Below are 12,004 nucleotides of genomic sequence, written 5' to 3'. Positions count from 1 at the left end.
ATGACTCAGTTCGAAGTTGTCCGGCTTGGACATAAAGGTGACGGAATCACCAAGGACGGCGTGTTTGTGCCACATGCGCTTCCGGGTGAGGTTGTGGAGGGTGATGTTGAAAACGACCGGGTGATCCATGGTCGGATCATCACCTCATCTCCCGCTCGGGTTACACCCGCCTGCCGTCATTACAAGGCGTGCGGCGGTTGCGCGCTTCAACATGCCTCAGACGAATTCGTTGCCGACTGGAAGCGCGAAATCGTGGCAACCGCCCTCAAAAATCATGGTATTTCGGCTGGGTTGGAGACGATCCATACGTCGCCCTCCTGCAGCCGCAGGCGTGCAGTGTTTCATGGGCGACGAACAAAAAAGAGTGTCATGGTTGGCCTTTATGGCCGTGCGTCTGACAGCTTGGTTCCGGTGCCTGACTGTATTCTGATGACCCCTGAGATCATGTCCGCCTATGGCGCGCTTGAACGGTTGGTTCAACTCGGGGCCTCGCGTCGCGGCGAAATGAACCTCGCGGTGATCGCAACGGAAACAGGTCTTGATGTGTCCGTGGAGAATGGCAAGCCGCTCGATATGGATCTGAGGATTGATCTAGGCCAAGTCGTACGTGAACAAAGGTTTTCACGACTGTCTTGGAATGGCGAAGATGTAGCGGGCGAAGCGCCGGCCTATCTGCGTTTTGGCAAAGCGCGGGTCGTGCCACCCGCCGGCGCCTTTCTTCAGGCGACCGCAGCAGGTGAGGCCGCGCTTGTTCGGGCGATGCGTCGGGTCGTTGGCGATGCGCGCCGCGTCATTGACCTTTTTGCAGGCTGTGGGACGTTTTCCTTACCTTGCGCGGAGACAGCTGAGGTTCATGCCGTGGAAGGCGTGAGTGAGATGCTTGACGCGTTGAGCAAAGGGTGGCGACAGGCCGAGGGCCTCAAACGCGTAACTGTTGAGACCCGTGACTTGTTCCGACAGCCGATTCGAGCCGACGAACTCAATCGGTTTGACGCGGCGATCATTGATCCACCACGACCGGGGGCTGCCGCGCAGTGTGATGAGATCGCCAAAAGCGCGCTGAAAACCGTTGGTTTCGTGTCATGTAACCCGATCACATTCGCGCGAGACGCAAAAACACTGACCGATGCGGGCTTTGTTTTGGACTGGATTGAGGTGATTGATCAGTTTCGGTGGTCGACTCACGTCGAAATCGCGGCGCGATTCTTGCGGGTTTAGAGCAATCAAATCATTGGCCTGATCACCCAAATCAGTGTATCCAGCACAAAACACTATACGAGTAGACCCAATGGATCGGCGGACTTTTTTAGCATCAACTGTGGCAGCCATTGTGCTGCCATTCGGCGTTTTGGCGCGCGAACTCAGGACCTATTCCGGGCCTGAAGTCACCCGGATTGTGATCTACAAGGGGCGCCGCAAAATGTACCTCATGCATGGGGCAAAGGTGCTCAAAAAGTATCGGATCGGAATTGGCGGAAATCCGGTTGGACCCAAGCAATTCGAAGGCGACAGTAAGACCCCGGAAGGCAGCTATATCATAGATCGGCGCAACCCGAATTCAGCTTACCATCTGTCTTTGGGGATTTCGTATCCGAACCAAAGAGATGAAGCATACGCCGCGTCGATGGGGCGGCGTCCGGGGGGGGATATTTTTATTCATGGACGGGCCGGCGAAAACCGGGGCAAGGGCCGCGACTGGACCGCGGGCTGTATCTCGGTTTCCGATCGCAATATTGAGAAAATCTACATGATGGTGCAAGATGGCACTCAGGTAGATATTTTTCCGTAATTTCAGATAATTACAGGCCTGAAAACTGAGATGGATTGGCTCCGATCAGGAGGGTCCACCACAGTTTTCCATTCTCTTCTTGATACCAGGCAAAGCCGATATCCGTTGCGCGCGGATCAAGAATGATATCGCGGGTGTCGGATTGCTCCATCCAGGCGGACAGGGTTTCAAGTTCGGTTTCGTAGGTTTCTGAAATATTTTCACCAAGCATCAAGCCGGTGTAGCCGGAACGGTTGACCCGATCGAGCGGCGAGGAGCCGTCAGAGCCGAAATGCCAGGGACGGTTTTGGACATGCATGTCACGCGAATGGGTCGCGGCGGCAGCGTTTAGATTGGCGTTGAGTTGAACGGGGGAGGTCCCGGCGGCGGCGCGCAGCGCGTTGATCGAATCAAGGATGTGGTATTGAATCTTTGCTTCATCCCGAGCGTGGATTCGATACAGCCGGGGCAAGGGCTTGCCATCGGGCCCAAGTCGTTCGGTCGGCGCGTCGCAGGCGGAGAGACCAACAAGGGCCATCATAAGGACAGCAATAATGCGAGACATTCAGACACTCCAAAAACTTTGTCTTGATGACCTAGACCCTTTGATTGCCGGGATCAAATCCTGTTCGCAACTTTTTGCTATGAATGATTGTTTGATTTGCGACTGAGGCAATCGCGCCATATAAAGGCAAGGTACACGCGTTCACATTACATGACTGGCTTCGTTCAATGAGTAAACTTCCGGCCCTCAAGGTCTCACGCCGCGCATTTGTTGCAGGCTCTACAGCGGTTTTGGCATTGCCAGCTTTGGCACAGACCGACAACACGACAGAGATCGAAGGCGACATTTCAACCGTTGTGCGCCGCAATATTTCAAGTTTCCGCTCGCTGAACTGGGAACCCTATTTCAGCAATCTCAGCAATGGGGCGATCCTTGTTGATACCACATCGCGGGCGCTGCATTTTTGGAGCGAAGATCAGTCGGTCTACAAGCTCTATCCAACATCGGTTCCCTTAACCGAAGACCTGACGCGTCGGGGCCGCACATCAATCATTCGCAAAGTCGAGGGGCCAAGTTGGTCTCCGACGCCAGCAATGAAAGTCCGCAATCCTGAATGGCCGGAATTTGTTGGGCCGGGTCCAAACAATCCGCTCGGCACGCATGCGCTTTATCTGTCTTGGCAATATTACCGAATCCACGGAACCCACGATACGCGAAAAATCGGCCGGAGATCCTCCAATGGCTGCATCGGTTTGTACAATGAGCATATCGCTGAGTTGTATTCTTTGACAAAAGTGGGAACGCAAGTGTTGCTAATTTGACGATTCTCTGTTCGAAATGAGACCTACGTTAAAGGATAAATTGATTTCTCTTCGGTTTATCTGCATTACGAATACTGTGTAACAAACCTGACCTGCCAATGCAGGGATCATGGAGGAATGAAAATGAAAAAATTCGCTGCTGCTGCCGTTTTTGCTTTGGCTGGCTCTGCTGCTTTTGCTGGTGGCTACTCTGCTCCGGTTATCGAAGCTCCTGTTGTCGTGGAAGAAACATCTTCTTCGTCCGCTGGCGGTTACGTTGTACCGTTGCTGATCTTGGCACTCGTTGCCGCTGCTGTTGCTGCTGACTAATCGTCACTCGACAGTTACTCATTTTAAAGGGCAGCTCATTGAGCTGCCCTTTTCATTTTGAACAAAGGGCTAAAGGCAAGACTCTATGAGTCCGCCTATACCCACCCACTCAGATTCTTACGGATTTGATCGACAAGGGCCTTGATGTGCAAAGGCTCGGCGTTGAGGCAGGGGATGTAGAGGAAATCCTCGCCGCCTGCGTGGTCAAAGCTTTCTTTGATCTCTTCGTTGATTTCCTCAAGCGTCTCAATGCAATCGGCGGAAAACGCAGGGGCACAAACGGCGATGCTTTTGTTCCCGGCTTCGGCCTGACGCGCCACCTCTTCCACGGTATAGGGTTGAAGCCAGTCTTCGGGACCGAATTTCGATTGAAACGTCGTCATGATCTGCGTGTCATTCCAACCGAGGCGTTCCTTAAGCAGCCGCGTCGTTTTCTGGCACTGACAATGATAGGGATCGCCCCCCTCTTTCAGGTAGCGTTCTGGCAGGCCGTGATAGGAACAAATCAGGATGTCGGGCTTTTTCGCCACCGCCGCATAGGCGCGCTCAACGGACTGGGCGAGGGCTTCAATATAGGCGGGATCATCGAAATAGGGCGGTACGGTCCGCGCGGCGGGTTGCCAGTTTTCTTCCATCAAAGCGCGGAAAAATTCGTCATTGGCGGTGGCAACCGTTGCCCCGGCGTATTGCGGGTAGAGCGGGAAAAACAGGATTTTGCTACAGCCTTCGGAGACGAGTTTTTGCACCTTTGATTTGGTGGATGGGTTGCCGTAACGCATACAGAAATCAACCATCACTTCACCGCCAAACTCCTCCGCAAGCGCTGCTTTGATCGCCGCCGTTTGCTCTTTGGTGATGGTCATCAGCGGACTTTCATCGGCCTCATTGTTCCAAATAGACCGATACGCCGCACCGGATTTCGATGGCCTAAAGGTCAAAACGATGCCTTGCAGGATCGGTTGCCATTTCCATTTTGGATAGTCGATCACCCGCTGATCCGAGAGAAATTCATTTAAATACCGACGCATTGACCAATAGTCTGTCGCGTCAGGCGTTCCCAAATTTGACAGCAAAACCCCGATCTTTTGTTTTGGCACTTTGGGGTGGTCTGTTTGTGCGTGTATTGGACAGGTGGCGTCTGCCGCATTTGTGTTCATCCGGCTTGGCTTCATAAGTCCCATGTGTCTGTCCTGATTTTTGTTTTTTATAGGCTTAGGGTGGTCGGGCTGCGGGTCAAGGGGCCGCGTCTGTGGGAAGTTTAAATTCCTGCGCCTGAAGCGCGTCGGCAAGGCGATGTTTGGCGGAACCGGGCATCAACGGTTTCGGCTGGCTTTCATCCGGGGCCCAGCCTGTCAGAAACACCAAATCAAATGTCGCCACAAGCCGGTCGTCTTGCGCAAAATGAGCCTGATAGAGATGCTCGGTCAGATCGAAAAGCGCCTTTGGGCTTGGAGTCATGTGCCGTGCGCCGAGCGCATTGCTTTCTCCCATGGCGCGCAGATCGGTGACGAGTCTTTTTAAACTGGGGTAGGTCACGGTGTGCGGGCTTTTGTCCGCGACAGGCAGGGCAAAAGAGGCGCGTTGCAACAGCGCACCGAGGTCGCGCAGTTCTCCCATCGGCAACACGCGCGGCGATAGGCCACCCAAAAGCGCCGCTTCCGCCTGTCCCAAACAGGCGCGCAGTTCATGCAGCGTTTGGTCGCCGAAAAAGGCCGCGATCATCAAGCCATCGGGTTTGAGCGCGCGATTGCATTGGATGAGTTGGCCGACGGGATCATTGGCCCAGTGCAGGGACATGGCATGGATCACCAAATCATGCGCGCCTTGTTTCAGGTCGAGCACATCGTCATCGGCAACAACACGCGCCTCGGGGAACCATTTTGACCACAACTCGGGAAATCCGGTGACAATCGCCGGCGATGTAAACGCTTTATTAACCATGCTTAACCGATCTTCGATCTCAGCGCGGGCCTCTTCATGCAAAAAGAAATCGCCCCCCATGCGCAAAGCACGGGTGCGGTATCGAGACAGGTGGTCCCGATGGATCAAAGGAACGGGGTCGGACATGGATGTGCTTTCTTTACGGTCATGTTTCAAACCTGCGGGCAATGTAGGAAGTTGACAGGGAAATGCAAACACTGGCCAAGCTGATCTACCCGGCACAATGTCTCACCTGCGACGAAATGATCGAGGTGGCGCGCGGGTTGTGCCCAAAATGTTGGTCGCAAACACCGTTTATTGTCGATCCACCTTGTGACGCCTGTGGGCGCCCTTTGATTGGTGAGGCGCAGGAGGGCGATCTCTGTGATGACTGTCGCGCTAATCCGCGCCTGTGGGATCGAGGCCGGGCTGCGATGCTATATGCGGGCAATGGCCGAGCGATGGTTTTGAGGTTCAAGCATGGCGACCGCACCGATCTTGCGCGCTCTGCGGGGGCGTGGTTGGCGCGGGCGGCAGAGCCTTTGATATGTGAGGATACGCTTGTTGCCCCGGTGCCTCTCCACTGGCTGCGTATCGTTCAGCGGCGGTACAATCAATCCGCGTTGCTTGCCGCTCAGGTGGCGAAGCTCCATGGATTGGACTATTGTCCTGACCTATTACGCCGACCTGTTGCGACTCGAAAATTGGATGGGATGACCGCAGATCAACGCCATGAAACGGTTTCAGGCGTGATCAAAGTCACACCGAAGCGCGCCAAGGTGATTGCCGGTCGGCATGTGCTTTTGATCGACGATGTGATGACCACTGGTGCGACTTTGGCGCAATGCACGCGCGCCTGCCTTGAGGCTGGTGCGTCGCATGTTTCGATCGCGGTACTGGCCCGCGTTGCCAGAGAGGGCTAAATCCTTATAGTCGCCGAAAGATCAAAGGATTTCCCATGCAACCTGTCACGCTCTACACCACTCCGATTTGCCCTTATTGTATCGCGGCCAAGCGCCTGCTTGACAGCAAAGGGGTCACCTACACCGACATCAACGTGATGGCCGAACCCAATCGTCGCGCCGAGATGATGCAAAAAGCCCATGGTCGCCACACCGTGCCGCAGATTTTCATTGGCGACACCCATGTCGGCGGTTGTGATGAGCTTTACGCCCTTGAACGTGCTGGTAAACTCGACCCGCTTTTGGCGGATTGAGCCATGACCCGCGTCGGCCTTATTACGCTTAATTCCTCTGACGATCCGCTTGCCAATCTTGCGATTACGCAACGCTATGTGACCGAAGCGGCAGAGGCGGGGGCACAGATTGTTTTGACGCCAGAAGTCACCAATTGCGTTTCAAGTTCGCGTACACATCAAAGAGAGGTTTTGCGCGCTGAGTCTGAAGACCCAACATTGGCAGGGTTGCAGGAAACGGCAAAATCCTGTGGGATTTGGCTCTTGATCGGCTCACTGGCCTTAAAGACCGATGATCCAGATGGGCGATTTGCCAATCGGTCTTTCCTGATCACCCCTGAGGGCGAAATCGCCGCGCGCTATGATAAAATCCACATGTTTGACGTCGATGTCAGCGAGACGGAGACCTATCGCGAATCCGCCGGGTATCGTCCTGGCAATCGGGCAGTTTTGGCGAAAACGGCGCTGGGCCAGATCGGTATGGCGATTTGTTATGATCTGCGTTTTCCGCATTTGTTTCGTTCTTTGGCACAGGCAGGAGCCGACATCCTCACCGTGCCTGCGGCCTTCTCTGCCGTGACCGGGGCCGCGCATTGGGAGAGCTTGCTCAGAGCGCGGGCGATTGAGACCGGGTGTTTTGTTTTTGCTCCGGCGCAAACGGGGCAACACGTCGAAACCACAGGGTCAACGCGCCGCACCTATGGTCATTCTCTTGCCGTTTCGCCCTGGGGAGAGGTGCTTTATGATGGCGGTGTTGAACCGGGATGGGATGTAATTGACATTGATATGGGCGATGTTGCTCATGCCAGATCGCGCATTCCTTCCCTGTCCCATGACCGTGACTTTGAGGTTCCGCAATGAGTGGCCCATCCAACAATGACTCGCTGTCTGTGGCGCTGTTTTCCGAGATTTTCATGGCGGATCAGTTGGCCCGAAACCGGCTGACCAAAGCGATGCCCAAAGGCATGGAAATCAGTCACTTTTCGGTGCTCAACCATCTTGCCCGTGCCAATGACGAAAGGTCTCCGGCGCAGCTTGCGCGGGCGTTTCACGTCACCCGCGGTGCGATGACCAACACATTGAACAAACTCGAATGGGCGGGACATGTTCACATTCGCCCGGATTGGGACGACGCGCGCCGCAAATTCGTGTCAATTTCCCCATCAGGCCGCGCGGCACGAGACGCAGCTTTGGCGGCGATTGCGCCGATCCTGTCTGATATTGTCGAGGCGATTGGCACCGAACGGGTCAAGGCCGCACTTCCCGTCTTGCGGGAAATGCGCATTCGTCTTGAGGAAGAGAACTAGACCTTAACTTGGCTTGGTCGATGCCGTGACATAGTTCACCGACAGATCACGGGCAGACAGAGACCAGGTCCAAAGCACCGGATTGAAGACAAAGCCTTTGCGATCCACCGGAGACAGCCCGGCCTTTTCAATCAGCGCGTACAACTCGTCTGGCGTGATGAATTTTTTCCACTCATGCGTGCCCTTCGGCAACCAGCGCATGATCACTTCGGCGCCAACGATGGCCATCATATAGCTTTTGGGATTGCGATTGATCGTTGAGGCAATCATCAGCCCACCGGGTTTGAGCAACATCTGACAGGCGGTCATGTAGCCCAGTGGATCGGAGACATGTTCGACCACTTCCATATTCAAGACCACGTCAAACTGTTCCCCCGCCTCGGCGAGTGATTCGGCGGCGGTGTGGCGATAGTCGATCACCAACCCGGATTTTTCCGCGTGAAGCTGCGCAACGGGAAGGTTCCCCGCCGCCGCATCGGCACCTACAACCGTCGCGCCCAAACGTGCCATCGGTTCGGATAAAAGCCCGCCACCACAACCGATGTCCAGCAGGCGTAGCCCCTCAAAGGGGCGCTCGGCGGACAGGTCACGCCCGAACTCAGCGGCGATTTGCGAGGTGATGTAATCAAGCCGACACGGGTTCAGCATATGCAATGGTTTAAACTTACCATTCGGGTCCCACCATTCTGCGGCCATGGCCTCGAATTTGGCGACCTCTTGCGGGTCAATGGTGGACTGATGCATTTGCATGATCCTCTCCTTCGTGTTCAACTTAGAAATCGGTTTCTATACCGATTGATCGCTCTATATAGGAACCCCATGGATAAGGTCTCAGGCCAAAAGAGCGCATATAGCTACCTCTACCCCCAAATCGCGGTCTATGACCACCGGATGTTGGAGGTTGGGGACGGGCACCGGATTTACGTCGAGCAAAGCGGCAATCCGAAGGGTATTCCTGTGGTGGTGTTTCATGGTGGTCCAGGTGGGGGCTGTAGCCCTTATATGCGGCGCTATTTCGATCCGTCCATTTTTCGCATCATTTTGTTTGATCAACGCGGTTGCGGCAAATCGCGGCCCTTCGCCTCCGTCGACGCCAATACGACATGGCATTTGGTCGCTGATGTTGAGCGGATTAGGGTCGAATTGGGCATTGAGCGTTGGACTGTGTTTGGCGGAAGTTGGGGGGCGACATTGGGCGTGGCCTATACTCAAAGTCATCCGGAACGAGTGCTGCATCTTGTTTTGCGCGGCGTGTTTTTGGCGCGGCAAAGTGAGTTGGATTGGTTCTACGCGGGCGGTGCGGGTCAGTTTTGGCCGGAGCTTTGGGCGGAGTTTTGCGATGCCATCCCGGATGAGGAACACGACGATTTGATCGCGGCCTATCATCGGCGTTTGTTTAGCGGCACTTATCAAGAAGAATTGCGTTTTGGTCGGATCTGGTCGCGTTGGGAGAATGCGTTGGCGTCGATCGGATCGAATGGCGCAGCGGGTGAGCCTGCGCCGGATTACGCCCGGACCTTTGCACGGCTGGAGAACCATTATTTCACCCACAAGGCATTCTTTGAGCGCGATGGACAGCTTTTGGAGGATATTGGCAAAATGGCCAATGTGCCTGGCACCATTGTTCAGGGGCGATTCGATATGATTTGCCCACCACATACCGCCTATGCGTTGCATAAGGTTTGGCCCAAGGCGCGGTTGATGATGGTGGGGCAGGCAGGTCATGCGATGTCTGAGCCCGGAATCACGCAGGCGCTTGTGTCGACAATGGACCGGATCGGGCAGGAGGTGCGATAAGGCTTGCAGAGCGCCCTGTGGCGGCGTATAGGACTTGCCAACAGCGGCGCGTTGGGAGGTCCCAAAGCTCCACCGGGAAAGATCGACGGGCCGCGCGCCCGTTTTTTTGTGCCCTGAAACCGCGTTGGTCGATGGGTGGCCCGTGAACCCGTATCTGAGAGGCAGCCCGGACATGTCCGAACTTATTGCCAAGACAGCCATTGACCGCCGTTTGGCGGAAATCATCACCCCGGTTATCGAGGGGATGGGATTTGAACTTGTGCGCGTGCGTTTGATGTCGTCAACCAAATCGAAGACGCTTCAAATTATGGCCGAACGCCCCGATGGTGGGATCGAAGTTGACGAATGTGCGCAGATTTCGACCGCGGTTTCTGCTATTCTTGATGTCGAAGACCCAATTGAGGATGAATACACGCTTGAAGTGTCCAGTCCCGGCATTGACCGACCTTTGACCCGCCTGAAAGATTTTACATCTTTTGAAGGCTATGAGGCCAAAATTGAGACGACTGAGATGATCGACGGCCGCCGTCGGTTCAAAGGAGAGATCGCCGGTGTTGAGGGTGATGAAGTTCTCCTGACGATCGAAGAAAATGGTGAGACGCTCACCATCGGTTTGAATTTTGATTGGCTGTCAGACGCAAAACTCGTGCTGACCGATGAGCTGATCCGCGAAATGTTGCGCCAACGCAAAGCGTCCGGCGCAATTGACGAAACAAATTTTGACGAAATCCAGACCGACGACGGGTCTTCAGAGGATTGAGAGAGGACTGAGATATGGCAATCACCTCTGCAAACCAGCTTGAGCTGTTGCAAACCGCCGAGGCCGTGGCCCGCGAGAAAATGATCGACCCCGAATTGGTGGTTGAAGCGATGGAGGAAAGCCTCGCACGCGCTGCAAAGTCGCGTTATGGCTCCGAAATGGACATTCGCGTGTCCATTGACCGTAAAACCGGCCGTGCCACCTTTACCCGTGTGCGCACTGTGGTTGAGGAAGACGAGCTTGAGAATTACCAATCCGAGATGACCGTCACGCAGGCCAAACAATACATGGCCGACCCGCAAATCGGCGACGAGATCAAGGAAGAGGTTCCCCCCGTGGAGCTTGGCCGGATCGCAGCGCAATCTGCCAAGCAGGTCATCTTGCAAAAGGTGCGCGAAGCGGAGCGGGATCGTCAGTTTGACGAATTCAAAGACCGCGTCGGCACCATCATCAACGGTGTTGTGAAACGCGAAGAATATGGCAACGTGATTGTCGATGTCGGTCGTGGCGAAGCCATCCTGCGCCGCAACGAGAAAATCGGCCGCGAAACCTATCGCCCGAATGACCGCATCCGGTGTTTCATCAAAGATGTGCGCCGCGAAGCGCGCGGGCCGCAGGTGTTCCTGTCCCGCACCGCGCCGGAATTCATGTCCGAACTGTTCAAAATGGAAGTGCCGGAAATCTATGACGGCATCATCGAGATCAAAGCTGTGGCCCGTGATCCGGGTTCGCGCGCCAAGATCGCTGTGATTTCCTATGACAGCTCGATTGACCCGGTCGGTGCCTGTGTCGGTATGCGCGGTTCGCGTGTTCAGGCCGTGGTGAACGAGCTTCAGGGCGAGAAAATCGACATCATCCCGTGGAACGAAGATGCGCCGACTTTCTTGGTCAACGCGCTTCAGCCCGCCGAGGTGACGAAAGTTGTGCTCGACGAAGACGCTGGCAAAATCGAAGTTGTTGTGCCGGATGAGCAGTTGTCGCTGGCCATTGGTCGCCGTGGTCAAAACGTGCGTCTTGCGTCGCAGTTGACCGGCTTGGACATCGACATTCTGACCGAAGCTGAGGAATCTCAGCGTCGTCAGGCTGAGTTTGCCGAACGCACGAAACTGTTCATGGACAACCTCGATCTTGACGAGTTCTTTGCCCAGCTTCTGGTCTCCGAAGGGTTCACCAACCTTGAAGAAGTGGCCTATGTTGATGTGGATGAGCTTTTGGTCATCGACGGTGTGGACACGGATACGGCGTCTGAACTTCAGGCCCGTGCCCGTGACGTGTTGGAGGCTGCCAATCGTAAGGCGCTTGAGCATGCCCGCGAATTGGGTGTCGAAGACAGCCTTATTGAATTCGAAGGCCTGACACCCCAAATGATTGAAGCATTGGCCGAAGATGGTGTGAAATCCGTCGAAGATTTCGCGACCTGTGCCGATTGGGAATTGGCCGGTGGTTGGACCACAGTCAATGGCGAGCGCGTCAAGGACGACGGTGTCCTTGAAAAGTTCGACATGTCCCTGGAAGAAGCACAAAAACTGGTGATGACGGCGCGTATTCAGCTTGGCTGGGTGGATCCGTCCGATCTTGTGTCCGATGAGGACGGTGAAGTCGAAGAGGAAAGCGAAGCCTGA

Annotated in this window: 15 protein-coding genes; 11 read left to right on the top strand and 4 right to left on the bottom strand. The window is 55.1% G+C overall.

Features of this window, described 5'->3' with window-relative positions; all coding sequences use genetic code 11:
* Complete coding sequence (locus C8029_RS09145) at window positions 1-1,218, top strand: class I SAM-dependent RNA methyltransferase (protein ID WP_009570373.1); 1,218 nt, start codon at window positions 1-3, stop codon at window positions 1,216-1,218.
* Window positions 1,219-1,288: 70 nt separating this feature from the next.
* The gene (locus tag C8029_RS09140) at window positions 1,289-1,789 is read left to right on the top strand and encodes a L,D-transpeptidase family protein (RefSeq protein ID WP_009570372.1); all 501 of its coding nucleotides are present in this window, start codon (window positions 1,289-1,291) and stop codon (window positions 1,787-1,789) included.
* A 10-nt stretch (window positions 1,790-1,799) separates the two neighbouring features.
* On the opposite strand, the gene dalA is transcribed toward C8029_RS09140, so the two are convergent.
* A complete protein-coding gene (gene dalA, locus C8029_RS09135) occupies window positions 1,800-2,333 on the bottom strand; it encodes a divisome-associated lipoprotein DalA (protein ID WP_040401733.1) in 534 nt (177 codons plus the stop codon).
* Window positions 2,334-2,500: 167 nt separating this feature from the next.
* Between dalA and C8029_RS09130 the strand changes: the two genes are divergently transcribed.
* Window positions 2,501-3,094, top strand: a complete 594-nt coding sequence (locus tag C8029_RS09130) for a L,D-transpeptidase (RefSeq protein ID WP_009570368.1) — start codon at window positions 2,501-2,503, stop codon at window positions 3,092-3,094.
* A 123-nt stretch (window positions 3,095-3,217) separates the two neighbouring features.
* Window positions 3,218-3,403: a hypothetical protein gene (locus C8029_RS09125; protein WP_009570367.1), complete on the top strand. Its 186-nt coding sequence runs from the start codon at window positions 3,218-3,220 to the stop codon at window positions 3,401-3,403.
* 95 nt (window positions 3,404-3,498) lie between these two features.
* On the opposite strand, the gene hemH is transcribed toward C8029_RS09125, so the two are convergent.
* Complete coding sequence (gene hemH, locus C8029_RS09120) at window positions 3,499-4,560, bottom strand: ferrochelatase (RefSeq protein WP_009570366.1); 1,062 nt, start codon at window positions 4,558-4,560, stop codon at window positions 3,499-3,501.
* A 76-nt stretch (window positions 4,561-4,636) separates the two neighbouring features.
* Entirely contained in the window at window positions 4,637-5,470 is an 834-nt protein-coding gene (locus tag C8029_RS09115; protein ID WP_009570363.1) for a methyltransferase domain-containing protein, read from the bottom strand.
* Between the two features lie 62 nt (window positions 5,471-5,532).
* Between C8029_RS09115 and C8029_RS09110 the strand changes: the two genes are divergently transcribed.
* Genes C8029_RS09110 through C8029_RS09095 form a run of 4 tightly spaced genes read left to right on the top strand, consistent with a single transcriptional unit; the run spans window position 5,533 to window position 7,825 of the window.
* Entirely contained in the window at window positions 5,533-6,246 is a 714-nt protein-coding gene (locus C8029_RS09110; protein WP_009570362.1) for a ComF family protein, read from the top strand.
* 35 nt (window positions 6,247-6,281) lie between these two features.
* Window positions 6,282-6,539 (top strand): glutaredoxin 3, encoded by a 258-nt coding sequence (gene grxC / locus C8029_RS09105; RefSeq protein WP_009570360.1) that lies wholly within the window; start codon window positions 6,282-6,284, stop codon window positions 6,537-6,539.
* A 3-nt stretch (window positions 6,540-6,542) separates the two neighbouring features.
* The gene (locus tag C8029_RS09100; RefSeq protein ID WP_009570359.1) at window positions 6,543-7,379 is read left to right on the top strand and encodes a carbon-nitrogen hydrolase family protein; all 837 of its coding nucleotides are present in this window, start codon (window positions 6,543-6,545) and stop codon (window positions 7,377-7,379) included.
* Entirely contained in the window at window positions 7,376-7,825 is a 450-nt protein-coding gene (locus tag C8029_RS09095) for a MarR family winged helix-turn-helix transcriptional regulator (RefSeq protein WP_009570358.1), read from the top strand. Before C8029_RS09100 ends, C8029_RS09095 begins: the two co-directional genes overlap by 4 nt.
* A 3-nt stretch (window positions 7,826-7,828) precedes the next feature.
* Here C8029_RS09095 and ubiG read toward each other — a convergent pair whose 3' ends face one another.
* Window positions 7,829-8,575 (bottom strand): bifunctional 2-polyprenyl-6-hydroxyphenol methylase/3-demethylubiquinol 3-O-methyltransferase UbiG, encoded by a 747-nt coding sequence (ubiG, locus tag C8029_RS09090; protein WP_040401732.1) that lies wholly within the window; start codon window positions 8,573-8,575, stop codon window positions 7,829-7,831.
* Window positions 8,576-8,644: 69 nt separating this feature from the next.
* On the opposite strand from ubiG, the gene pip reads away from it, so the two are divergent.
* The 3 genes from pip to nusA all read left to right on the top strand — a co-directional run bounded on the left by pip (window position 8,645) and on the right by nusA (window position 12,004).
* A complete protein-coding gene (pip, locus tag C8029_RS09085; protein ID WP_152002783.1) occupies window positions 8,645-9,622 on the top strand; it encodes a prolyl aminopeptidase in 978 nt (325 codons plus the stop codon).
* Window positions 9,623-9,794: 172 nt separating this feature from the next.
* The gene (rimP, locus tag C8029_RS09080) at window positions 9,795-10,382 is read left to right on the top strand and encodes a ribosome maturation factor RimP (protein ID WP_074644115.1); all 588 of its coding nucleotides are present in this window, start codon (window positions 9,795-9,797) and stop codon (window positions 10,380-10,382) included.
* A 14-nt stretch (window positions 10,383-10,396) separates the two neighbouring features.
* The gene (gene nusA, locus C8029_RS09075; RefSeq protein ID WP_074644111.1) at window positions 10,397-12,004 is read left to right on the top strand and encodes a transcription termination factor NusA; all 1,608 of its coding nucleotides are present in this window, start codon (window positions 10,397-10,399) and stop codon (window positions 12,002-12,004) included.

The organism is Roseobacter sp. TSBP12 (assembly GCF_009129705.1).
Lineage (GTDB): Bacteria > Pseudomonadota > Alphaproteobacteria > Rhodobacterales > Rhodobacteraceae > Celeribacter > Celeribacter baekdonensis_A.
This window is presented reverse-complemented; position numbering and strand designations above follow the sequence as displayed.